At 51.3% G+C, this 23,370-nt stretch carries 19 protein-coding genes; 11 read left to right on the top strand and 8 right to left on the bottom strand.

Annotation, left to right across the window (positions count from 1 at the left end; translation table 11 throughout):
- Positions 1–118 precede the first annotated feature (118 nt).
- Positions 119–1,696 carry a methyl-accepting chemotaxis protein gene (locus LPB67_RS02980; RefSeq protein ID WP_262835577.1) on the top strand — a complete coding sequence of 526 codons (1,578 nt, stop codon included), beginning with the start codon at positions 119–121 and terminating at the stop codon, positions 1,694–1,696.
- A 189-nt stretch (positions 1,697–1,885) separates the two neighbouring features.
- Here LPB67_RS02980 and LPB67_RS02975 read toward each other — a convergent pair whose 3' ends face one another.
- Positions 1,886–4,198, bottom strand: coding sequence for an NADP-dependent malic enzyme (locus LPB67_RS02975; RefSeq protein WP_262835576.1), 2,313 nt, complete (start codon positions 4,196–4,198; stop codon positions 1,886–1,888).
- A 292-nt stretch (positions 4,199–4,490) separates the two neighbouring features.
- Here LPB67_RS02975 and LPB67_RS02970 point away from each other — a divergent pair, with 292 nt between their 5' ends.
- The 3 genes from LPB67_RS02970 to LPB67_RS02960 all read left to right on the top strand — a co-directional run bounded on the left by LPB67_RS02970 (position 4,491) and on the right by LPB67_RS02960 (position 6,460).
- Positions 4,491–4,970: a rubrerythrin family protein gene (locus LPB67_RS02970; protein ID WP_262835575.1), complete on the top strand. Its 480-nt coding sequence runs from the start codon at positions 4,491–4,493 to the stop codon at positions 4,968–4,970.
- Positions 4,971–5,017: 47 nt separating this feature from the next.
- Positions 5,018–5,182: a rubredoxin gene (locus tag LPB67_RS02965; RefSeq protein WP_262835574.1), complete on the top strand. Its 165-nt coding sequence runs from the start codon at positions 5,018–5,020 to the stop codon at positions 5,180–5,182.
- Positions 5,183–5,284: 102 nt separating this feature from the next.
- Positions 5,285–6,460, top strand: a complete 1,176-nt coding sequence (locus tag LPB67_RS02960; protein ID WP_262835573.1) for an FAD-dependent oxidoreductase — start codon at positions 5,285–5,287, stop codon at positions 6,458–6,460.
- Positions 6,461–6,477: 17 nt separating this feature from the next.
- On the opposite strand, the gene LPB67_RS02955 is transcribed toward LPB67_RS02960, so the two are convergent.
- Positions 6,478–7,353: a VirK/YbjX family protein gene (locus tag LPB67_RS02955; RefSeq protein WP_262836147.1), complete on the bottom strand. Its 876-nt coding sequence runs from the start codon at positions 7,351–7,353 to the stop codon at positions 6,478–6,480.
- 424 nt (positions 7,354–7,777) lie between these two features.
- On the opposite strand from LPB67_RS02955, the gene thiL reads away from it, so the two are divergent.
- The 3 genes from thiL (at position 7,778) to LPB67_RS02940 (ending at position 9,944) form a co-directional block, all read left to right on the top strand.
- Entirely contained in the window at positions 7,778–8,746 is a 969-nt protein-coding gene (gene thiL / locus LPB67_RS02950) for a thiamine-phosphate kinase (protein ID WP_262835572.1), read from the top strand.
- Positions 8,743–9,267 (top strand): phosphatidylglycerophosphatase A, encoded by a 525-nt coding sequence (locus LPB67_RS02945; RefSeq protein ID WP_262835571.1) that lies wholly within the window; start codon positions 8,743–8,745, stop codon positions 9,265–9,267. The genes thiL and LPB67_RS02945 overlap by 4 nt, the downstream gene beginning before the upstream one ends.
- Before the next feature lie 191 nt (positions 9,268–9,458).
- Complete coding sequence (locus LPB67_RS02940; RefSeq protein ID WP_262835570.1) at positions 9,459–9,944, top strand: CinA family protein; 486 nt, start codon at positions 9,459–9,461, stop codon at positions 9,942–9,944.
- A 60-nt stretch (positions 9,945–10,004) separates the two neighbouring features.
- Here LPB67_RS02940 and pyrF read toward each other — a convergent pair whose 3' ends face one another.
- Complete coding sequence (gene pyrF, locus LPB67_RS02935) at positions 10,005–10,823, bottom strand: orotidine-5'-phosphate decarboxylase (protein ID WP_262835569.1); 819 nt, start codon at positions 10,821–10,823, stop codon at positions 10,005–10,007.
- Between the two features lie 222 nt (positions 10,824–11,045).
- Between pyrF and LPB67_RS02930 the strand changes: the two genes are divergently transcribed.
- Complete coding sequence (locus tag LPB67_RS02930) at positions 11,046–11,507, top strand: MarR family winged helix-turn-helix transcriptional regulator (RefSeq protein ID WP_262835568.1); 462 nt, start codon at positions 11,046–11,048, stop codon at positions 11,505–11,507.
- A gap of 153 nt (positions 11,508–11,660) precedes the next feature.
- Positions 11,661–12,080, top strand: a complete 420-nt coding sequence (locus tag LPB67_RS02925) for an organic hydroperoxide resistance protein (RefSeq protein WP_262835567.1) — start codon at positions 11,661–11,663, stop codon at positions 12,078–12,080.
- Positions 12,081–12,242: 162 nt separating this feature from the next.
- Here the strand turns inward: LPB67_RS02925 and LPB67_RS02920 are convergent, their stop codons facing one another.
- The 4 genes from LPB67_RS02920 to LPB67_RS02905 form a co-directional block, all read right to left on the bottom strand.
- Complete coding sequence (locus tag LPB67_RS02920) at positions 12,243–13,361, bottom strand: hypothetical protein (RefSeq protein WP_262835566.1); 1,119 nt, start codon at positions 13,359–13,361, stop codon at positions 12,243–12,245.
- Between the two features lie 130 nt (positions 13,362–13,491).
- Positions 13,492–13,695, bottom strand: a complete 204-nt coding sequence (locus LPB67_RS02915; RefSeq protein WP_262835565.1) for a hypothetical protein — start codon at positions 13,693–13,695, stop codon at positions 13,492–13,494.
- A 111-nt stretch (positions 13,696–13,806) separates the two neighbouring features.
- Complete coding sequence (locus LPB67_RS02910; protein WP_262835564.1) at positions 13,807–15,207, bottom strand: DUF1501 domain-containing protein; 1,401 nt, start codon at positions 15,205–15,207, stop codon at positions 13,807–13,809.
- A 10-nt stretch (positions 15,208–15,217) separates the two neighbouring features.
- Positions 15,218–17,005 (bottom strand): DUF1800 family protein, encoded by a 1,788-nt coding sequence (locus tag LPB67_RS02905; protein ID WP_262835563.1) that lies wholly within the window; start codon positions 17,003–17,005, stop codon positions 15,218–15,220.
- A 465-nt stretch (positions 17,006–17,470) separates the two neighbouring features.
- On the opposite strand from LPB67_RS02905, the gene LPB67_RS02900 reads away from it, so the two are divergent.
- Positions 17,471–17,929, top strand: a complete 459-nt coding sequence (locus LPB67_RS02900; RefSeq protein WP_262835562.1) for a (2Fe-2S)-binding protein — start codon at positions 17,471–17,473, stop codon at positions 17,927–17,929.
- Between the two features lie 14 nt (positions 17,930–17,943).
- Positions 17,944–20,208, top strand: coding sequence for a xanthine dehydrogenase family protein molybdopterin-binding subunit (locus LPB67_RS02895; RefSeq protein ID WP_262835561.1), 2,265 nt, complete (start codon positions 17,944–17,946; stop codon positions 20,206–20,208).
- Positions 20,209–20,463: 255 nt separating this feature from the next.
- Here the strand turns inward: LPB67_RS02895 and LPB67_RS02890 are convergent, their stop codons facing one another.
- Positions 20,464–22,641, bottom strand: coding sequence for a M4 family metallopeptidase (locus LPB67_RS02890; RefSeq protein ID WP_262835560.1), 2,178 nt, complete (start codon positions 22,639–22,641; stop codon positions 20,464–20,466).
- Between the last annotated feature and the right edge of the window lie 729 nt (positions 22,642–23,370).

The raw sequence follows: 23,370 nt of genomic DNA, 5'->3' as shown, positions 1-23,370 counted from the left end.
CGCTGGTGCACGTATTGCTCATGCACGCCGATACGGCGTCACTGTTTTGTTGCATGGATTGATGCAATTGTCAGTCGTATTGCTTCGTCAAATCCGTCATTTTTAATGAAAGAAGAAAATGAATTTTTTCCCTAATATGAAAATCGGTAAGCGGCTTAGCTTGGGTTTTGCCGTAATCTTATTATCGATGATCGCGCTGCTTGGTCTTAGCCTGATGCAGCTCTCTAAAGTAGCGGACACCACGGCGACAATTTTAAAAACACCGCTTACCAAAGAGCGGCTCGTTTCTGACTGGTATCGCGTCATTCAATCCGGCGTCAGGCGCACTACAGCGATTGCCAAGAGCTCAGACTCTAGCCTGAGCGCCTATTTTGCCAGCGATTCAGTCGCCTCCAGCAAACAGTCAACTGAGCTGCAAAAGAAAATTGAAGGATTGCTCACCAGCGACGAAGAGCGAAAAGTTTTTGACCAACTGACTGCGACCCGAAAAAATTATATCGCGGTGAGAGATGCCATCGCCAAAGCAAAGGCCGACAACAATACCGAGGAAGCGAATAAGATATTTGAAACTACCTACACTGCCGCAGCGACAAGTTATCTCGATTTATTACAGCAACTGCTAGATTTGCAACGAGCCAGCATCAATAAAATGGCCGACAGCATTCAAGAGATCAATACGCAAAGCCGCCTTCTTTTATTGTTTTTTGGCGGAGCACTATTTCTTCTGGGCTGGCTGATCGCATGGCGCCTGGCCATAGGTATTACACGACCGCTAAACCAGGCGGTCGATATTGCAGAAACCATCGCCGCCGGTGATTTGACGGCGCATATCGAGTCGAGTACCCGTGATGAAACAGGCCAGCTGCTTAACTCGCTCCAATCCATGAACAACAATTTGCTCAAAATAGTCAATCAGGTCCGGATGGGCACCGACACTATCGCCAATGCCTCTGAGGAAATTGCCAGCGGCAATCTGGACTTATCCAACCGTACCGAGCGGCAGGCCGGCTCACTGGAAGAAACCGCATCGACCATAGAAGAACTGACCGCCACTGTCAGGCATAACGCAGAAAGTGCCCGTCAGGCCAATCAATTAGCCGTATCGGCGTCCGAGATTGCCATCCAGGGCGGCGTGGTGGTCGACCAGGTGGTGGAGCGTATGGAATCGATTAACGAATCCTCGAAGAAGATCGTCGACATCATCAGCGTGATTGACGGCATCGCCTTCCAGACCAATATCCTGGCGCTCAATGCCGCAGTAGAGGCGGCGCGCGCCGGTGAGCAGGGCCGCGGCTTTGCCGTGGTGGCATCCGAGGTGCGCAATCTGGCGCAACGCAGCGCCAGCGCAGCTAAAGAGATTAAAACACTGATCGATGATTCGGTAGAAAAAGTCGACAACGGCAGCAAGCTGGTAGAGAAAGCCGGCGCCACGATGGTAGAAATTGTCGCCAGCGTGAAACGCGTGGTCACCATTGTCGGCGAGATCACTTTAGCGGGACAAGAGCAAAGCTCGGGAATCCAGCAAGTGAATGATGCGATTGTGCAGATGGATGAGGCCACGCAACAAAACGCAGCGCTGGTAGAACAAGCCGCCGCAGCAGCGCAGTCGATGCAGGATCAGGCCGCCAGCCTGGCGGAAGTGGTGCGGCAATTTAAGTTGAATGGCGCCCCTCAATTGCGCCGGGTTACTCGCTAGCCAAGCTTAAGAACAGCGCATCAAATGGCCTGACAGACGCGGCGGCAAATTCTGCGGGCGATTCAACCGCATGATGCGAATAAAAAAGCCGGATATCCTGTTCAGATATCCGGCTTTCTTCATCTGGCGATGACTTATTTCAATCGCGATAAATTTTTTCGTCGCCCGCTCAACTTCACGGCGCTTCGATCACCGCTGGGCGACCGCATCCACCACACATAAAGCCGTCATATTCACGATGCGACGCACCGTTGCCGACGGCGTCAGGATGTGTACCGGCTTTGCGCAACCGAGCAGGATAGGGCCGATCGCGACGTTGTTACCGGCGGTCGTTTTCAGCAAGTTGTAGGCAATATTCGCGGCATCGATGTTCGGCATGACCAGCAAATTCGCGTCGCCCTTCAAGGTCGTACCCGGCATCATCTTGGTACGGTAAGCACTGTCCAGAGCCGTGTCGCCATGCATCTCGCCATCGACTTCCAGATCCGGCGCATCGCGCTGAATAATCGCCAGTGCAGCACGCATTTTTTGCGCAGACTCGCTGTTGCTGGAACCGAAGTTCGAATGCGACAACAAGGCGGCGCGTGGCTTGACGCCAAAACGACGCATCTCTTCGGCGGCCAGTATCGTGATCTCGGCGATCTGTTCTGCACTCGGGTTTTCATTGACATGGGTATCGACCAGCACCAGCTGACGATCCGGCAAGACCAGCGCATTCATCGCGGCATATACATTTACACCGTCGCGTTTGCCGAGCACCTGATTGACGTAATTCAAATGCAGGCCCGTGGTGCCAAAAGTGCCGCAGATCATGCCGTCCGCATCACCTTTGTGGATCATCATGGCGCCGATCAAGGAGTGGCGGCGACGCATTTCTAGTTTGGCATATTGCTGGCTATTTCCCTTACGGCAGGTCATCTCATAATAGGTTTGCCAGTAGTCGCGGAAGCGCGGATCGAACTCAGGATTGATGACTTCGAAATCGATACCGGCTTTCAGGCGCAGGCCAAATTTTTCAATGCGCTGATCGAGTATATTCGGACGACCGACTAAAATCGGCTTTGCCAGTTTCTCATCGACCACCACTTGCACCGCACGCAGGACGCGCTCTTCTTCGCCCTCGGCATACACGATGCGCTTGCGTTCATCCGGTGCTTTTTTCGCGACCTGGAACAAGGGTTTCATGAAGGTGCCGCTATGGTAGACAAATTGCTGCAGCCTATCGACATAGGCTTGCATGTCCTTGATCGGACGCGCTGCCACACCGGATTCTTCGGCTGCCTTGGCCACCGCCGGTGCGATCTTGATCATCAGGCGCGGGTCGAACGGTTTTGGAATCAGGTATTCGGGACCGAAGCTCAGATTGGCGATCCCATACGCGGAGGCCACCACGTCGGACTGTTCGGCTTGCGCGAGTTCGGCAATCGCATAGACCACCGCGACTTCCATCTCACGTGTGATGGTGGTCGCGCCGCAGTCGAGTGCGCCGCGGAAAATATACGGGAAACACAGGACGTTGTTCACCTGGTTCGGGAAGTCGGAACGACCGGTCGCCATGATGGCATCGTCACGCACCGACTTGACTTCTTCCGGCAAGATTTCCGGAGTCGGATTGGCCAGCGCCAGGATCAAGGGCTTGTCGGCCATGGCTTTGACCATCTCTTTTTTCAGTACGCCGCCAGCCGACAAACCGAGGAAAATATCTGCGCCTTCGATGACTTCTTTCAGGCTGCGCGCTGAAGTTTCTTGCGCAAAACGCTCTTTGTCCGGATCCATCAGTTCGGCACGGCCTTTATAGACCACACCCGCCAGATCGGTGACGTAGATATTCGGAATCGGGAAGCCGAGATCGACCAGCAAATCCAGACAGGCAAGCGCGGCGGCGCCGGCGCCGGAGACCACCAGTTTGCAATTCTTGATGTCTTTGCCGATCACTTTAAGGCCATTGATAATCGCCGCACCGACAATGATCGCGGTACCGTGCTGATCGTCATGGAAGACCGGAATCTTCATGCGCTCACGCAATTGGCGCTCGATGTAGAAACATTCCGGCGCCTTGATGTCTTCCAGATTGATGCCGCCAAAGGTCGGCTCCAGCGAGGCGATGATATCCACCAGCTTGTCTGGATCAAGTTCATTGATTTCGATATCGAAAACATCGATGCCGGCGAATTTTTTGAACAGGACGCCCTTGCCTTCCATCACCGGCTTGGACGCCAGCGGGCCGATGTTACCGAGACCGAGTACCGCAGTACCGTTGGTGATCACGCCGACCAGATTGCCGCGGGCGGTATATTTGAATGCGTTGGCAGGGTCTGCCACGATTTCTTCGCAAGGAGATGCCACACCAGGAGAGTAAGCCAGAGCCAGATCGCGTTGATTCGTCAGTTGTTTGGTCGGTGTGACGCTGATTTTGCCGGGAGTCGGAAACTCGTGATACTCCAGTGCTGCCTGACGCAATTGTTGACGTAAAAGTTCTTTCTGATCTGCTGACGAATCCATACTCTGCGGCCTCTCTTTTTTATTTGCTTGCTTACTTAGTACTTACGAATGGTCTGTGATTCTAGCAGAGGGATCCCTCTAACTTTATACGTATTTGTACGACTCCTATGACTTTTAAACATAACTAAATTCAATTTTTTGTGGAAATTAGGCTGGATATAGTAATTTTCTATCGATACGGTGTAAACAATCAATTTCACCAAATTATTAATTATATCTATCATTTGTTTCAGATTGATAGCAAACAAAATTAATCAGCCGTATCCCTTAGATCACCATCAGGAGAGCCACCATGAGTAATACAGCCAACCCATCCGTTACCATCCAGAACCTCGAAGCTGCCTTTGCAGGCGAATCGATGGCGCACATCAAATATCGCTACTTCGCCAAACTGGCTCGTGCAGCAGGCGCAGAGGACGTCGCACTGGCGTTCGAAGCAACCGCAGAGCAAGAAGTCATGCATGCATTCGGCCACCTCGATTTGCTATACCCAAAAGCGCAAATGACACCGCAAAAAGCACTGGAAATCGCGATAGAAGGTGAGACCTACGAATATACGGAGATGTATCCAAAGTTCCGCCATCTGGCAATTGAAGAAGGCAATCATGCAGCAGTCGCTGAATATGATGAACAGATCGCCGAATCCAAAGAACATGCAGAACAGTTCAAACGCACTTTAGAAACTGCTGCAAAACGCTTTGCAGCCCTGGCTAAAGTCGAAGAGCGTCATGCGAATCACTACCGTGCCGTGCTGGCAGCATCCCAGACATAAATAGCTGTTTGATCGCCATTTAATTCAATTACAGAATCGAGAATCCCATGAAAACATATCAATGCATCGTTTGCGGTTTTATCTATGACGAATCCTTAGGCTTGCCGGAAGAAGGCATCGCCGCCGGCACGCGCTGGGACGATATTCCGGCAGATTGGGAATGCCCTGATTGCGGCGTTGCCAAAGCAGATTTCGATATGGTCGAAATTTAATTTACCACACCAGTCGATTTAAAAGAGCGCACTGCACTGCAGATAAAGGTAGTGCGGCTCAGCGCAGTACCCAATTAATTTTCACCGAATCAGGGTTTTAACATGTCTCCTATCGTCATCATCGGCAGCGGTCTGGCGGGCTATACCGTTGCCCGCGAGTTTCGCAAACTCGATAAAACGACAGCTTTGCTGATCATCACTGCAGACGATGGCGGTTTTTATTCGAAACCCATGCTGTCGAATGCATATGCTCAAAATAAACAGGCAAAAGACCTGATCAGTCAGACCGCAGAACAAATGGCGGCCCAGGTCAACGCGACCTTGTTGACAAAAACCAGGGTCGATCACATCGATACCGCGGCCGGCAAGATTGTGACGAATGCCGGCAGCTTTGAGTACAGCAAAGTCGTGATTGCGCTGGGCGCGCAAGCGATCCGCTTGCCGATTGCAGGCGATGCAGCGGCGCAGGTGTTATCGGTGAACAATATCGATGACTACGCGCTGTTCCGCGAAAAAATTATGGCAAAAGGTGGCACGGTACGCGTGGCTATCCTCGGTGCGGGTTTGATCGGTTGTGAATTCGCCGATGATCTGGCGGGTGCCGGACATGCCGTGACTTTGATCGACCCGCAGCCCTTGCCGCTGGCGGCGCTGGCACCGCAGGCAATCTCTGTCGGTTTGCAAGACGCATTACTCAAACGCGGCATCGCGCTGCAGCTCGGCACGACCGCCAGCAGCATCAACCGGCAATCCGCTAGCGATGCATTGCAAATCAATTTGGCGAATGGCTCGGTAATCCATGCGGATCTCGTGCTGTCTGCCGTAGGCTTGCGTCCCAAATTACGCATGGCAGAGGCATCTGGTCTGCGCACCGATCGCGGCATCCTGATCGATGCGTATGGCGAAACCAGCGCAACGCAGGTATATGCCTTGGGTGATTGCGCACAGTATCAAATCGCTGAGAACGTGCAGCAAGTGCTGCCCTACATCGCGCCGCTGATGACGGCGGCGCGTGCAATCGCTCGCAACCTGATGGGCGAACGTAGCGTCATCGATTTTAAACACGCGCCTGTGATCGTAAAAACACCGAGTTACCCGGTCGCCTTGATAGCGCCGTCAGCAAAAGACGCGGCTGCGGGACGCTGGGAAACCGAGCTTGGTGAAGGTGCTACGATCAGCCGTTTTTTTGATGCGAATAATCGCCTGTCGGGATTTGGCGTTGCGCCGCAAGACGCCAGACTACGCGCTCGCTTGCTGGCGGAGCTGGCGGGCGCATAAGGCTCGCCTTGAGTAACTCAGTTGATGGCAAGCCGTTGAGAAATCTGATCGCGCATCGCTTCCAGTATGACAGCCCGGGCGCGGTACTCACTGCGCTTGTTTGACGGGCGCGACGAGATCGGTTTTGTGATCGTCATGATGGGCAATAAATAATTCCCACATGCACGCTTGACGCCGCCGGCAGTCATCCACAACTGGTCGTATTCGGCTTTGACATTTTTGGCAAATTTATAGCGCCAAGCCTGGTAGATATGATTTTTCTGGGCGATGCATTCTATCGTTGTGCTTTGCAATTCTTGCGCAAGATAACGCAATGCTTCAACCAATAATAAGCGGGGTTGTATCCCATGCAGTTCTTTAGTGGATTCGCGGATCAGGTCACGGGACCCGCCATTGCTCGCTTGCACGCCTCCGACTTTAATCGCCAGATAATTTTGCTGATGATCGAAAGAAAAAGTCACACATTGCAACAGCGTATCGTCGATAAACAAGCCGAGACTCAAGCCCCCTTCTCTTTTATAAGACGCCCCTCTGAACAAACGTAGCTGGAATACCTCGTGATTTTTACCAGTCACGCTTGCCAGCTCTAACTTCTGTCCTAAAAGTACGCTGCGGTAATTGCCTCTGCCTAAAATAGTTTCAGCCAGCTTGAAGTGATTCATCAATAAAGACAGGCGATCACCGGATCGCATACGCCGGTCAAAAAATGGCCGATGGATAGAGTCCAGCAAACTTGGATCTGATGTGGCAATTTTTAAGAGGTTGTTATTGCGGACATAGCGAAACCACGCATAGCTATTGAGCGGATCGAACAGGGTTCTGAGCAAAAAAACGGCCTTCCCCTTGAAACTGCCAGCAGGGTCCGAGCATCGCAACTGAATCGCCCATGCCATCACATCGAAGAAAGAACAGCGACAGGACGCATATTCTTCTACGTGTAGCTGCCGACTTTCATCTGCAAAGCACAGTTCTTTCGAATTTGAAATAGTCACTTCCTGCCACCAATTGTCACGCAATGTGTAAGATTGTAACCTATTGTTTCAATGCTGCATTTGAAAAAGGCTTCGGTTTTAACCTTTCTTTGCACATATGCAGTCATTATTTGGTTATAAAAACAGCCCAGAACCAATGGCGCACAGTTGAAAATTGCCAATTCACTATCATTCCAAAGACAGAGTTTTATTGGCTGCCCTTCAGATCACCGGATGCCAGCCTCCATTGAATAAAAATGTTAATTACCACCGTCTCACACTGCTTATCACGGTCAATCAATGATTGTCGCTTGTTCTAATAAGTCAGCGCTGAGTACAATGCGGCATGCTCTCCGAATTCGACCTCATCCAACACTATTTCGTTACACCTCCCAGCGACGATCCGCGCATTCAGCTTGGGATCGGCGATGATTGCGCCTTGCTGCAGCCAAGTTCCGGGATGCAACTGGCGATTTCCAGCGACATGCTGGTGTCAGGCCGGCATTTTTTCCCCGATGCGGATCCCTACTTATTGGGACATAAGTGTTTAGCGGTGAATTTATCCGATCTCGCAGCGATGGGAGCCAAACCTGTGGCTTTTACCCTGGCGCTGGCATTACCCGAGGCAAATCCGGCCTGGCTGGCGCCTTTTTCGGCCGGCATGCTGGCATTGGCGAATGAACATCGCTGCGTCTTGATCGGCGGCGACACGACGAAAGGACCGCTGACGATCAGTATTACAATTTTTGGTGAAATTCCACCCGGCAAAGCATCGCGACGTGACGCCGCCCAAGTTGGCGACGATATCTGGATATCCGGCAATCTCGGTGATGCGCGGCTGGCACTGGCGCATTACTGGCATGAACTGCAATTAAGCGACGATGATTTTGCACTTGCCGCGATGCGTATGCATCAACCTGTACCGCGGATTGCGTTGGGACTCGCATTACAAGGAATTGCACATGCCGCCCTGGATATTTCCGACGGCTTGCTGGGTGATCTCGGACACATTTTAAAGCGCAGCGGTGCCGGTGCCAGCCTGCACGTGGATTTGCTGCCAGCCGGAATGGCGCTGCGTAATCAGCCGCGCGAAAAACAGCGTGAATTCACGCTCGCTGGCGGTGATGACTACGAACTCTGCTTCACCGCGCCGGCAGAACTCAGGGCGCAAGTAATGGCGGCATCCGCAGCAAGCGCCACGCCGGTCACCCGGGTCGGCACCATCGACCGCGAATTGGGCATCCGTTTGCTCGATTCAACGGGGCAATTATTGACTTTACCCCTGACTTCCTTTGATCACTTTCGCACCCCATGACGACATTAGAATCCGGTCAGACAGCCAAAATCAACAAACCTACAGCGCGTTTCATGCTGGCGCACCCGGCACATCTTATTGCGCAGGGATTCGGTAGCGGCTTGTCCCCGATCATGCCAGGTACTTCCGGAACCTTATTTGCGTGGCTCAGTTTTAGTGTCCTGAATACGCGCTGGCCGGAATTATTTACCCCCGCAGTCTGGGCCTGGATCATCGTATTAGGGTTCGCTATCGGCGTTTGGGCATGCGCTGTTACCGGAAAGCATATGGGGGTCGCGGATCATGGCAGCATGGTCTGGGATGAAATTATCGCGTTCTGGCTGGTACTGCTATTCATCATGCCTGCCGGCTTTTCTACCCAGTGCTGGGCTTTTTTCTGGTTCCGCGCATTTGATATGGTGAAGCCACCGCCGATTGGCTATTTTGATCGCCATTTGAAAGGCGGATTTGGCGTCATGTGGGACGATATACTGGCTGCGTTGTATACCCTTTTGCTATTTGCATTGTGGCGCGTTATATGAGCAGGCCTGCCAGATAACGGCAGCCAATCTTCTATGACACACAGTCGCAGTAAATTCTTGTTCAGCCGATCAAATAGCGTTCACAAAGTGGTAAAGTAATTCCGTAGCTGATTCCGATGCTTTATGAGTTACGCCCAACGGCTTGGCTCATCCGCCATTGGTATTCCGAAAAAACCACAGGAGACCATATCATGCTTGATGCCATTGAACTCGCGGCAGAAGTCGGCGCTGCCCTCAAATCCAAACGACTTTTGTTAACGATTGCAGAGTCCTGTACCGGCGGCGGCATATGTCAGGCGATTACCGAGATTGCCGGCTCATCAGAATGGTTTGACTGCGGCTTCATCACGTATTCCAATTCTTCAAAAAGTGAATTGCTCGACATCTCCGCAGCGCTGATTGCACAACACGGCGCAGTCAGCGAAGAAATCGCTGCGGCAATGGCCGAAGGCGCCATCGCAAATTCCGAAGCACATGTCTCGCTCGCCATCACAGGCATTGCAGGCCCAGGCGGCGCAGTCCCCGGCAAGCCGGTGGGCACGGTATGTTTTGCCTGGCAAGTCAATAATGTCACGCACACTGAAAGAAAAGTCTTTAGTGGTGACCGGCATGCAATCAGAGAACAAACCATCATACATGCGCTGGATCGTCTGCTTCGCTACGTGACGGAAGCCTGAATTTCCAAACAATAAAAAAGGAAGCAGTCTGCCTCCTTTTTTTATTGTCGCCTGAAACGATCAGCGATATTGATTAATCGCGTCCCTGGTCTCCAGTGCAACGCGTCGTGCGGCCTTGGCATAATCCTCTGACGCCAGCGGTTTGGCATACAAAATAGCTCGTGAGGAATTAATCATCATGCCCGTCGCTGACGCCGTTTTTCCCGCAGCGACTGTGGCGGCAATATCGCCGCCCTGTGCGCCAATCCCCGGCACCAATAGAGGCATCTCGCCAACGATCTGACGTACTTGCACCAACTCGGCTGGAAAAGTTGCGCCGACCACTAAGGCGCATTGTCCATTCGTATTCCATTTATCCGCAACCAGTTGCGCAACATGCTGATATAAGGGTTTGCCGTCCACATTCAAAAATTGCAAATCAGATCCACCTGCATTCGAAGTGCGGCACAGGACGATCGCGCCACGATCTTTCCACTCCATATATGGGGCAAGCGAATCAAAACCCATGTAGGGATTGACCGTGACCGCGTCGGCATCGTAACGTTCAAAAGCTTCGCGTGCATACTGTTCAGCGGTTGCACCGATATCGCCCCGCTTGGCATCCAGAATGACGGGAATCGCCGGATAAGTCGCCTTGATATAGCGACAGACCGCTTCTAGCTGATCTTCCGCGCGCAAGGCCGCAAAATACGCAATTTGCGGTTTAAATGAACATGCCAGATCAGCCGTCGCATCAATCATCGCCTTGCAAAAAATAAAAATTGCATCCGGCTGGCTGGCTAATTCTGCGGGGAAACGCGACACGTCCGGGTCAAGACCAACACACAGGAGAGAGTTATTTTTTTCCCATGCCGCAGCTAATTTTTCGATAAAAGTCACAATTGCCCTTCGGTGTTTTCTTTATGCTTATTTTTACAGCACTATAATGAATAGCGTGCCAGAGGATCGCATTATAACTTGCGGAAATAGGTCTTCATCTGAAAAACGACTTATGACTCAGCTAGGGCCTGTTTGATTATCCACCCCATAAAGTCGATAATTGATTGAAATCCCCGCTTACAATCAATTCGCATCCATTTGCATCAATTACTCGCCGTCAAAATGAAAAATACCGTTCCCGACCAGATAAATTTACTCGCGCTGGATAATCAGTTTTGTTTCGCACTGTATTCCGCCTCCCTGGCGATGACCAAAACCTATAAGCCGTTGCTGGATAAAATCGGCCTGACCTATCCGCAATATCTGGTCATGATGGTGTTGTGGGAGCACGATGGCATTCTGGTCAAAGATATTGGTGAAGCTTTATTCCTTGATTCCGGCACCTTGACCCCCCTTCTGAAGAGGATGGAAACAGCAGAATTGCTCACCCGAAATCGCGATACGCACGACGAAAGACAAGTCCGGATCAATTTAACCAGGCAAGGCAAGCTTTTGAGAAAAGCCGCCAAAGAAATTCCCCTGCAAATCATGTGCGCCAGCGGTCAGACCAAAGAAGCCCTGGTTAATTTAAAAAACCAGCTCTCTCAGGTGAGAAATGATTTAACGGAAAGCAACATATCTTAAAGGAGGATTATTTTTCAAATTTTCTCGCAATTTAGATTGCGCACAATTTAATTGTGTACTATTATATTTTTACCGGCAAACGCCGTCTTATCGAATTCGATTTTCAAGCTCGCTTTAACCCTACTTTGACGCAAGATAACCCAGGAGAATCACATGCAAGTTCTTTACACAGCAAACGCTACAGCAACCGGTGGCCGCGATGGTCGCGCCGCTTCCAATGACAATCAACTGTCGGTCAAACTGACTACGCCAAAAGAACTCGGCGGCGCAGGCGGTGAAGGCACCAATCCTGAACAAATGTTTGCCGCAGGCTACTCAGCCTGCTTCATTGGTGCGATGAAGTTCGTTGCAGCGGCAACAAAAACTGTCTTGCCAGCAGAAACCTCCGTCAATGGCCTGGTCGGCATCGGTCCAAATGGCAAAGGTGGATTTGGCCTGGAAGTCGCGTTGAATGTCTCGATACCAGGTATGGAACGCAGCGCAGCTGAAGCTCTGATCGCTAAAGCGCATGAAGTTTGCCCTTATTCGAATGCAACACGCGGCAATATTGAAGTGAAAATCGGATTGGTATAATCAAATCGACGCAGAGCACATGATCAAAAGCGCCCGGAAAATTAATTTTCCGGGCGCTTTTTCTTCGCTAACATGGTCACATACAAAAAATGCGCGCCTCCTAAGATCAAGGAGATTCGCGCATTTCTTAAGTCGATGAATGTTATTCAGTCAATGTCAAAACTACAGTTTTTTACCGTTAAACGCACCACCATATGTTGGTGCATTTACAAAATTCCATGTTCCTGAAACTACACCTGTTGAAGAGTCAATTTTTCCGGTGAATAGAGCCGACCCGGCAGAACCGCTGGTTGTCATTGAGACTGAACCGCCAGAGCCAACACTCCCTGTCACGTTGAACAGTAGCTTATCCGTGTTTGAATAGCCGCTTCCCGATATGACCCCAGTTGGTGAAATTGCTACGTTAAATGTACCGGTGTCGTAACCGCTATAAGTACCGGCATATGTACCCGCAAAGTTTTGGGTTGGTATCGTAGCTCCCCCGAAATTGAATCGACTCAAAGGAATAGAGACACCATTTGGCAAAATAAGAGTGGCAGTAGTTGGGCTGTTAAATGTCAGGCTGACTGATCCTGCATTTCCATTTACCACAGAAGCTGGTTTATACAATCCGGTAAGCGTTTGACCATTGCCGTATTGCTGCCATTTTCCCTGGTAATTGTATTGATTGACCATGGCAGTTGGACCAGATGCGTACCAAATTGGATTACCGCCACTATCGTACATATAGCCGGCCAAAAACATGGTGCCGTTTTGGATTTCGACAGAGAATCCTCGTCCGCCTTCAGAAGCATTCCACCACCAGCCTGTTTCGGGAGATCCGGCGGGAGATACCGAACTGGCACCAGATGGGACAATATCAAAACGCTCAATCGGAATAGTGCCGCCTGGCCAAGTCAAGGTTCCATGACTTGGATCCTTGAAATTCATACTGATAGTTCCGCTATTCATTGTCCCTGTCGTCGGATGGTAACTGCCGTCCAGAGTCTGCCCTCCGAGATAGGTGGTTAACTGCGCAGTGAAATTAGATCCATTCATCAAAGAGGGCCCTGCCGCATACCAAGTCGCACGCCCCGACTGATCATACAAATAGCCCGCCATGAACATGCTGCCATTTTGAACTTCGAGAGTAAAACCGCGTCCGCCCTCAGATGGATTCCACCACCAGCCACTTTGCGGCGTCACTGCATAGGAATTACCGGTAAGAGTAGAGAGCAGTAGCGATGAAAATAAAATTTTTGAAAAGAGCTTAAGTAGTTTGATCATCTTTGTTTTCTTCATATTGCTTTTTAAAAAAACAATATTTTATGTTATTTTTGATGATTAAAACTTTAACTAAATTTATTTTTTGATACTTTATTTGATTTGGCAGGCAAATTTGCTGCAAGCCCCGCTTAGAAGCTCAACATGCTTATCCGCTCAAGGCCTCTTTCGCCGCCTGCTCGGGCGTCAGTCCATCAAAAAACAAATCGGTGAACCAATCGATTTCTTCTTCGATATGTTCTTGTGCCTGTCGCAAAGTCGCACCACCTGCAACCAGGAATCCTTCGACTTCCGTACACCACGCAATCAGTGCAGCGGTGTCCGGATCGATCTCTTCATTTTTCTTTGCCATGTTTTCTCTCCGTTACCATACCTCGGTCTGGCTACCACGATGGCAGCCAGACGCATGGATCGCACTGTAACATGGGTAGCTATCTGCCTTGCAATTACCCGGATCAAGGCATTATACGAAGCCCAGATTGCGCGAACCCGGATTGAAATTTTTCAGGTTCGGCAACAGCGACAGCAGGTCGGTATCGGACGCCCCCAGCCATTTTCCCAGTGTTGCCGCATATTGATCGACCGACGTCGTCGGCAATAAACGCCCCTGCCCGACGTCATCCGGACCGTCGCTGGCCACTGCGGGCGGGGTGCCGTAGTAACGCTTACCATTGACCGCGCCACCCAACATGAAATGCATGCTGCCCCAGCCATGATCGGAGCCGTCATTGTTGCCGCTCAAGGTTCGTCCAAAGTCGGATGCGGTAAAGCTGGTGACATTATTTGCCACACCGAGTTCGACCGTTGCGTTATAAAACGCTGAAAGCGCGTCGGCGACACTTTTCAATAATCCGGGATGCTTGGTGAGTAGTCCGTCGTGGGTATCAAAGCCGCCCATCGATACAAAGAATACCTGGCGCTTGGCCCCCAATGCGCTGGCACTGGAAATCATTCTGGCCACCATTTTCAATTGATCGCCTAAATTATTATTTGCCGGGAAAACCGTATTGATTGTTGGTCCGCCGGCCAATGCCGTGGTAAGGATATTGTTCGCATCCATAGAGCGCCGCGTGACGCGGGTATATTCGTTTTCAAATAAGTTGCTACTAGTCTGGCTCATCAAAGTCTGCAATGCGCTGGACGATGCGGCAGAGCCGAACATAGGCTTGGCTGACGCACTCAATGGGACTGAACCCGTAGTCGATACCTGATACTGTACTGCGGTACTGCCGGACAAGTACACGGCATTACCGGATACGTTCACGCATGTGAAAGTGGTATTGCCATTTCCAGACTGAAACAAATCGCCCATACGTCCGCCCCAACCGGATACCGCTCCCTCCGGCGACGAGGATTGCCACACCGATTGCTGATCGTTATGCGAAAACAGCTTTGGCGGCAAAGGTACTGTTTTATTTTTATATTGCAGTTTGCTGGTCGGCTGTATCAAGGTCCCGACATTCAGCAATACGCCCATCTTGCCGGCATCAAAGATCGGCAGCAATGGCGCAAGTTCCGGTGCCAGCGCATACTGGCGACTAAATCCTGCCGCATCAACCGGCGCCACGGAGGGCGTCAATATGGTGGACGACAAGCTATCGTGGCTATACGAAAGCGTGGGACGTAATTGCTGATAAGCGGCATAGTTGCTGGAGTCATAGGGAACTAAGGTATTGCCGTAGTCATTACCACCGTACAGAAACACACAAACGATGGCTTTGTAATCGTTGGCGGTAGCAGCGGATGCCTCAGCCATCGCAGCCAAATTGAGCGCCCATGGGGTGGCAACGCCAGCCAAAGAAAGTGCCGACGCTTTTCTCAGGAATGCGCGGCGCGAAGCATCCATCTTGTTGATATTATTCATGATGCTTCCTTTATTTTTGAACGATAAATTCCGGGGCTGCCATGACCATCGTCAAGGCAGAAAAAATACGATTATTCCGCGCCGCGAGTGTGCCGCTCGGCATGCTGTTGATGGCATTGCGTATCAAGCCAACTGTCGTGCTACTGAGCTGGCTGGCGGCCAAAATCAAATTCAACTCATCGACCAGCGCCTGCGCATTATCTGCCAGCGATAACAAGCTGCTATAGTCGGCAGCCACATCGCCGATTCCGACACTGACGGCGCGCTGCATGAAATTGACATAGCCAATCACGGTCGATTCATTAGTGATTTGAAACTCCGGCGCGACCAATGAGGCATTCGCAATCACCGTATTTGGCGGCACATAACCCGGGCGAAAAAAATTGAATACCGAGGGTGAGCGCAAAGGACTTTGACCGAGGCGGGTACCAGGGTCAGATGTATTGCCTATGCCCCATGCGCCACTCGGCGAATTTGCATTGAACGCTCTTGCCCAAGCAGTGAATCGTAAAATCGGCTCGCGCAATTTTCCAAAATTCGGATCGCTAATCCGTGCATCGTCGCGCGCCTCGCTATCGAGCAAAATTGCCTTGATCACTGCTTTCAAATTGCCTTTAACGCCAGTGCCGTCATTGCCAAAGGTGCTGGCAACTCTTTGTATATAAGCAGGACTAGGATTGCTGCATACCAGACGCTGTATCAATTGCCGGCTGATAAAAGGCGCGACATTCGGATGTGAAAAAATGCCGTCGAGCGCCATCTTGAGACTATCCACCCCGTTGGTACCGGCCGGGATGGTCATGCCCAGGAAGGTTTTGGCACCGAGTTCATGGCGGCTAGGTATTTGCACCATGGGACGACGCAGAAAATCCGGCGTGGTCAGTTTCAAACTATCCAGATCAAAATCCCATCCGGTAAATACCCTGGCCAAACCGGTGATATCGTCCAGAGAATACGATTCGATCGCGACGCCATTGGCCAACTTATTGCTTCCATCGAGATTCAATTGCAGCAAGCCTATGCTGAACAACTGCATGACTTCACGTGCGTAATTTTCATCGGGTAGCGCGCCAGTGACCGGGTTGTATTTCACATTACCGCGAAAGGTCAGATATTGCCCCATAGGTGCACTGGTGGAAACCTGCTGCAGCAAAGTCCGATAATTGCCGAAGGCATTCGCCTCCAATAAATCCAGGTAAGCGGCGGCTGAAAACGCTCTCCAGCCACCGCCGATCAAGCCATCAATCGCAGCGACTGTAATTTCGGACAGGGCAAATGTAATGCGCTGTCGCAAGGTATCAGGTGAGGCAATCAATTTAAACCATGCGACAGCATCGAAGCCGGCTTCTGAGTTGCGGTTGATATCGGCGTTATAGCCGTTCGACACCAGCCAGTCAAAGCGACTGGTCGATGAAGGTAAGGCGAATTGTTCATTCAACCAGCCCTCGTAGCCGAGCTGCTGCACGCGCGCAATTTGCGCCCGGGTCGCCCCCATAGAAGCCTGCGCTAAAAAGCGTGAGGCTTGTGCAGACGAAATGCTGGCCAACGGCGGCGGACTTGGAGGACTGCTGACTGGCGGTGCTGGCAAACCTGGGTCAGTACCGCTAGCATTAGGCGCGGTTGACGCGACGCCGCCAGAACCGCCGCAAGCACTCAGCGCCAAACCCGACAGAACACTACTGGCAATAGTCGCGCTGGATAAACGCCCCTTGGCATCCTCATCAGCGTGTACTGCATTTGGCGGATCGGCTAATTCGCTCAAATTAGATCTGTCCAGCAAACTCGTGTTCTCTGACATGGCTTACCTCCATCGCGATGGGTTATTGTTTAAAAATTCTCTGTATTTGTCTGTGTCTGACAATTGGTTCTCACATGTTGAAACAATAGATAAATTGCGGCGGGATGCCTATCCACACTTTGTAAGTAGATGTCACGCGGATTCAAGTAAAAACGCCGGCATATCTACTCCCTCCCGCATCTGGCATTGCCCGGCAAAATATCGATGTCATCCTGAAGGCGTACGGAAATTGCTCAAACCTGCTTACCGAAGTCTTGATTTGTTACAAATTAACAGGATAAGTTTAAGGACTGTTTGAGTTCAAGGCCCGGCTATCTATATCTCGCCCTATCGCATTGCCAGGCAACGTCAGCAAAAAATTCCAAACTAGCTCAGAATAGCTGTCGATTCATCAACGACGCACCGTAGCTCAGCTAGCGTCACCTCAGCACGACTCCCTGACACCAACCGAATGGAGATGCAAGCATGACCTCTCTCAACATCAACAACAAAGTACATACTCTCGATACCGATCCGAATACGCCAGTCCTGTGGGCGTTACGTGATTCGCTGGGTTTGACTGGCACCAAGTTTGGCTGCGGCCAGGCCTTATGCGGCGCCTGTACCGTCCATGTGAATGGTCAGGCAACCCGTTCTTGCGTCACCCCGATTTCTGCGGTGGCAGGGCAAAAGATCACCACCATCGAAGCCATGGCCGGCGACAAGGTAGGAAAAGCAGTGCAAGACGCCTGGATCAAGCACGACGTTGCGCAATGCGGCTATTGTCAGAGCGGGCAAATCATGAGTGCCGCTGCATTGCTGAAATCGAACAAGAAACCGAGTGACGCCGATATCGATGCCGCAATGGCAGGCAATATCTGCCGTTGCGGAACCTATGTCCGTATCCGCGCTGCGATTCACGATGCCGCCAGCCACCTTGCCTGAACCAGGAGACCATCATGCATTTTGATATCCGCAATGAATTACCGAAACATCTGCAAGCTTTGTTCGAGCAAGAGACCGGCGCAAAAAATTCGATCGGCGCCCAGGCTGAATTGCCGCGCCGCCGTTTTTTAAAAGTCGCAACGATCGGCGGCTTTGCGCTTGGCGTCTATCCTCTGATCGGTAACGCTCAGAATACTCAGGACGCATCTGCCGCCAAATCCAGCGAACTGAAACCTACCCAGCAACCTTCCGCCTTTGTCCGGATTGATAAAGACGGCACAACCACGGTCACGATCAACCGGCTCGACTTTGGACAAGGTGTGCAGACTGGCTTGCCGCTGATCCTGGCAGAAGAACTCGACGCCGACTGGAGCAAAGTCAAGAGCGTGCACGGCGACAGCAATCCCGCGTATGTCGATCCGGTGTTTGGGATTCATCTGACCGGTGGCTCCAGTTCCATCAAAAATTCGTACACCCAATACCGCGAGTTAGGTGCGCGCACGCGCGCCATGCTGATCGCTGCGGCGGCCAAACAATGGGGTGTGGAAGCCAGCGCTCTGCAGACGCAAAATGGCGTAGTGATCGGCCCTGGCGGCAAGAAATTGACTTACGGCGAATTGGCAGAAGCCGCCATGAGCCAGCCGGTACCAGAAAAAATCCTACTCAAGGATCCCAAGAATTTCCGCCTGATCGGCAAGCCCACCGGCCGCCTCGATGCCAGGGCAAAGTCCACCGGTTCGCAGCAATACGGTATCGATACGCATCTGCCGGGCATGCTGACAGCGGTGGTTGCCCATCCTCCGGTTTTTGGCGGCAAGATCGCCAGTGTCGATGACAGCGCAGCCAAAGCCATTCGCGGAGTTAAAGCAGTCGTCCGCATTCCGGTCGATCGCGGCGGCGAGGGCATTGCAGTGATTGCCGATGGCTACTGGCCAGCCAAGCAGGGGCGCGATGCATTGAAAATTCAATGGGATAACGCGGCAGTCGATAAGGTGGATAGCGCGCAATTATTGGCGAATTACAAAGACCTGGCCAAGCAAACCGGCAAGCTGAAATACAACGACGACATGTCAAAACTAGCCGCCGCGCCGCATCAGATCGATGCCGAATTCGTCTTCCCGTTTTTAGCCCACACGCCGATGGAGCCGCTGAATTGCACGGTGGCGATCAATGGCGATAAAGCAGAACTGTGGGTAGGCACGCAAATGCCGGGGCTCGATGGTTTGGCGGCCTCAAAAACATTAGGCATTCCGCCGCAAAACGTCAAGATGAATACCCAGATGGCGGGTGGCGGATTCGGGCGCCGCGCAGTACCGACCAGCGATTTTGTGGTCGAAGCATGCACCGTTGCCAAAGCCGCCAAGACAGCCGGATTGACCGCACCAGTCCGCACATTATGGAGCCGTGAGGATGACGTCAAAGGCGGTTACTACCGCCCTATGCACGTGCATCGCGCGCACATCGGCTTCGATGACCAAGGCCGGATCGCAGGCTGGGATCATGTCGTCGTCGGGCAATCGATTCTGGCAGGCACCCCATTCGAAGCAATGATGGTCAAGGACGGGATTGATGCCACTGCGTTGGAAGGCATGAGGGAACCGTACGAAATCCCTATGCGCCTGTCGGTCCATCATCCCAAGGTCAATGTGCCGGTATTGTGGTGGCGCAGCGTCGGCTCTACCCATACCGCATTTGTGATGGAGACTTTGCTCGACGAGATCGCCACAACGACCAAGCAAGATCCGGTGGCGTATCGCCTGAGTCTGATGGGCGACCAGCATCCGCGTCATAAAGCCGCTTTGCAACTAGCGGTCGCACAATCTGGTTATGGCAAAAAAACTTTAGCCAAAGGTCACGCCTGGGGCGTCGCCGTGCACGAGTCTTTTCAATCCGTGGTCGCGTATGTGGTTGAAGCCTCGGTCAAAGATGGCGTACCGAAGCTGCATAGCGTGACAGCCGGCATCCACTGCAATCTGGCGGTCAATCCTAAGAGTATCGAAGCGCAAGTCCAGGGCGGCGCATTGATGGGCTTATCAATGTGCCTGCCGGGCGCTGCCATCACGTTGAAAGACGGCATGGTCGAGCAAAGCAATTTCGGCGATTTTGTCGTGCCGCGGATTACCGATATGCCGAAAATCAGCGTGCATATCGTACCAAGCGCCGATGCGCCTACCGGCATGGGTGAGCCGGGCTTACCGGCGTTAGCGCCGGCTTTTGCCAATGCGATTGCCAGAGTAACGGGACAACGCTTGCGTGAATTGCCGTTCAAACTGGCATAAAGCTGATAGGGATAAAAACTAGGAGAGGAAAGGCTTCATGGGGTGCTGATATTAAAACGAACCCGCAAGCTGGATGCGCCTGTTGGCACGAAATGCCTCGGAAAGTCGCATCCAGTATGCGGTTTCGATGTACATGGCGGTAAGCAGCTTGTCGTTCTGCGTCAGTCCTTATTTGTGCCGATACGTCCATAAAAAAATCCCGCTCTAAAAAGAGCGGGATTTTTTTCACACAGGAATTTCTACCAATACGCTGACTTAGTAAGTAGCCACTAAGGTAACGCCGCTGAATGAAGTGTAGGCATTCAGAAGCAAGTAGTAAGTTCCGGCTGCAGGTGCATTGACTGTAATGGTTTCAACCGTCGTTGCGCCGTCTGACTTCAGTGTATAGGAGCTAGTCGTTGGAGCGGAACCTAATCTTTCGTAGATGTCGCAATCGCCAGTTCCACCAGATGTCTTGAAGGTCAGAGTGGTACGACCCGCCGGTACATTGATAGTAAACAGCTTGCTAGCGCCGGCAGCCAATGAAAGGCCCGTGACTGGTACGCCGCTTGTCAAGACATTACCCGGTGTTCCGGTAGTGTAATTTGCCACCACCTGGAATCCGCTGGAAGCAGCGTAACCATTGATCAGCACGTAGTAAGTACCCGCCGTTGGATTGGCAAGAGAGATACTCTCGGCAGTAGTAGGACCGTCAGATTTTTGCAAGTAGGTCGTCGTTGTCGGTGCCGATCCCAATTGTACATAGAGATCCACATCGCCTGTGCCGCCAGACGTCTGGAAACTTGCGTTAGAAGCACCTGAAGGTACGGCAAACGTATACGTTTGCTGTGCGCCTGCGGCCAATGAAAGTCCAGTGACCGGTACGCCGTTAGACAGAGCTGTGGTGGTCGGTGGCGTAACGACACCGCAACCACCGTGAACGCCAACCGAATTAAACGCCGCAGTCACATCAGCAACCGCATAGCCACGATTCGCTGCTGCTTTTTCTACACCGCATGCACCTTGATCGAAGGTACTGTTTGCAGTCCAATATAAGCGGTTCGCATCAGCCATGACTTCAAACGCTTTGCGGGTATTCCAGCCAGTTGTAGTGGCCAGCAGATAGAAGGCTTTGTTAAACACACCGCTCGAATGATGCACATCCAGGCTGCTGGTATAGTTGGCGGCATTATCGATAGAACGGCCGTCTAACGGCGGGTTGTACATATAGCGCAAAGCACCGGCTGCTTTGAAAATATCGACGCCGACCTTGAAATCATTGGTGCCGCGGACATAGTACTCAACCGCTTCACCCGCCATATCCGAGAACGCTTCGTTCATACCGCCGGACATGCCGGAGTATGTCAGATTCGAGTTTTGTTCGGTGAAACCATGGCTGACTTCGTGACCGGTCACATCCAGCGATGTCAGTGGGTAGAATGTCGAGGCACCGTCGCCAAAGTTCATCGAGACACCATCCCAGAATGCATTTTCGTAGGCGGAACCGTAATGCACCTTCATCACCAGTTTTTGGCTGATAGGACGCACGCCCAGATAAGTCTGGTACATGTTGAAGACCTGGTTGCCGAAATAGTGCGCATCATTCATCGGTGAATAAGCGCCATTGATTGTTTTGACCGTATTGCGCGGGCAAGTGAATGTGTGCAAGGTACCGCTGCCGGTCGTTGCGCTATTCATGTTATAGGTATCCACATTCGTGCCGCTCAGTTGGCAGGTGGAACCGCTTACCAGCACATCCATATAGCCGAAACCGGCGGTGGTGCCATATTCATATTGACCGGTTTTCGCGTTACCGCCAGGGCCTGTGCCTGTCAGAGAATGAGTAAGACCTTCCCATTGCTTTAACACTGCGCCGGTGTTGGCGTCGATCACATAATGAGGACGGCTTGGTTTGGCCGGATTCGACGTATCCAGGAAAGAAACCACATAAATCAATTTGGCGACATTGTTTGCGCCAAGTTGGACATGCAGTTTAGCTTGTTCATTCTGGGTGGAATTGGCACGGGATTGTGTTTTCGCCAAAGTCAATGCCTGCGATGCCGAATATAAAGGACTGGCGCTTGGCAGATCATTCGTCACATTACGCAGCATCGCACCGGACAAAGTCGGCTGTGCAGCACCTGGCACGAGATGCTCAACAATAGCCTCGCCCCATACTGGTACGCCTTGGTGGAATTGCTGGTAACGCGTAACCACTTTGCCGTTGGCATAAGTGTGACTGCGCACCGCTTGTAATTCGCTGGCGCTCAAACCCAACAAACTATGGGTCGTCACCGCACCGCTTAACGTCTTGGCGGCTGAGATAGTCGCTGCAGAGGGGGTAACTTTATCCAGATCAACGCGTTCAGCAGCCATCGCATTGCACGCGCCTGCCACCATGATCGCCAACATTGTTGGACGTAAAATTTGTGTCAATTTCAAAGCTTGTTCCATATTCTCTCCATGTTCAAATTGCCGTAGGGATTGTGTCCCCTATGAGTATTAGCCAACGCGGTAAGCGTTGAATGATGTCAATCTAAAAAAAACAAGTAGACCAGAATGAAGGCTTTTAATCTGTATCCCAGCAAATACGCTGAAAATTCATGTTGAACCTATCAAATATGACGATCGCCTCAACAAGCTATTGCCCATATAGCTGACAGGCAGTTAATCAGACATTAAGAAGCTTGCAAATATACCTTGTTGTTAATTTGCAATATCAAAAGTGCAGTATTAATTTGATTACAGTAGAAAATTTTGATCAAGGCCCCTTTTTGTACAATTTACATAAATCAATTATTGATTTGGAAACACAAAAAAATGCTATTAAGTTGATATTTGTAAAATAAGTTGTTACTAAAAATATGAAACCATTTAAGTGCCAGCAGACCGGAAATTCCGTTTGGCTGCATTTTTTTGCAATTCGGCAATAACTTAGAATTAAATAGCTGAAATTCAAACTCAAATGTATTCCGCCATTGGCAATAAGCCTCTGATTATTAAAGTATTTTCAATAAATCGCTGGAATCAGTCTTGAAATAGGCGTCCCTCGCCCATATAATTAGCACTCGTTGTGAGAGAGTGCTAACAGCGCGTCACTCGCATAAGAATTTAGGTGTAGCGCCATTGGGCAGAGACTCAGGTCACAGCTTAATGGTGAGTATAGCTACACATTATTTTGTA

Source organism: Undibacterium sp. Jales W-56, assembly GCF_025548535.1.
Lineage (GTDB): Bacteria > Pseudomonadota > Gammaproteobacteria > Burkholderiales > Burkholderiaceae_D > Undibacterium.
Note: the sequence above shows the minus strand (reverse complement) of the source record. Positions and strands in the feature narration are given on the sequence as shown.

Bases quoted from the DNA above. Each gene is read 5' to 3' on its own strand.
- LPB67_RS02930 (WP_262835568.1), top strand. From the start codon at position 11,046: ATGAAAAATACCGTTCCCGACCAGATAAATTTACTCGCGCTGGATAAT.
- LPB67_RS02955 (WP_262836147.1), bottom strand. From the start codon at position 7,353: ATGGCATGGGCGATTCAGTTGCGATGCTCGGACCCTGCTGGCAGTTTC.
- LPB67_RS02960 (WP_262835573.1), top strand. From the start codon at position 5,285: ATGTCTCCTATCGTCATCATCGGCAGCGGTCTGGCGGGCTATACCGTT.
- LPB67_RS02905 (WP_262835563.1), bottom strand. From the start codon at position 17,005: ATGTCAGAGAACACGAGTTTGCTGGACAGATCTAATTTGAGCGAATTA.
- LPB67_RS02920 (WP_262835566.1), bottom strand. From the start codon at position 13,361: ATGAAGAAAACAAAGATGATCAAACTACTTAAGCTCTTTTCAAAAATT.
- LPB67_RS02975 (WP_262835576.1), bottom strand. From the start codon at position 4,198: ATGGATTCGTCAGCAGATCAGAAAGAACTTTTACGTCAACAATTGCGT.
- LPB67_RS02970 (WP_262835575.1), top strand. From the start codon at position 4,491: ATGAGTAATACAGCCAACCCATCCGTTACCATCCAGAACCTCGAAGCT.
- LPB67_RS02890 (WP_262835560.1), bottom strand. From the start codon at position 22,641: ATGGAACAAGCTTTGAAATTGACACAAATTTTACGTCCAACAATGTTG.
- LPB67_RS02965 (WP_262835574.1), top strand. From the start codon at position 5,018: ATGAAAACATATCAATGCATCGTTTGCGGTTTTATCTATGACGAATCC.
- LPB67_RS02925 (WP_262835567.1), top strand. From the start codon at position 11,661: ATGCAAGTTCTTTACACAGCAAACGCTACAGCAACCGGTGGCCGCGAT.
- LPB67_RS02940 (WP_262835570.1), top strand. From the start codon at position 9,459: ATGCTTGATGCCATTGAACTCGCGGCAGAAGTCGGCGCTGCCCTCAAA.
- LPB67_RS02900 (WP_262835562.1), top strand. From the start codon at position 17,471: ATGACCTCTCTCAACATCAACAACAAAGTACATACTCTCGATACCGAT.
- LPB67_RS02895 (WP_262835561.1), top strand. From the start codon at position 17,944: ATGCATTTTGATATCCGCAATGAATTACCGAAACATCTGCAAGCTTTG.
- thiL (WP_262835572.1), top strand. From the start codon at position 7,778: ATGCTCTCCGAATTCGACCTCATCCAACACTATTTCGTTACACCTCCC.
- LPB67_RS02915 (WP_262835565.1), bottom strand. From the start codon at position 13,695: ATGGCAAAGAAAAATGAAGAGATCGATCCGGACACCGCTGCACTGATT.
- LPB67_RS02945 (WP_262835571.1), top strand. From the start codon at position 8,743: ATGACGACATTAGAATCCGGTCAGACAGCCAAAATCAACAAACCTACA.
- LPB67_RS02910 (WP_262835564.1), bottom strand. From the start codon at position 15,207: ATGAATAATATCAACAAGATGGATGCTTCGCGCCGCGCATTCCTGAGA.
- LPB67_RS02980 (WP_262835577.1), top strand. From the start codon at position 119: ATGAATTTTTTCCCTAATATGAAAATCGGTAAGCGGCTTAGCTTGGGT.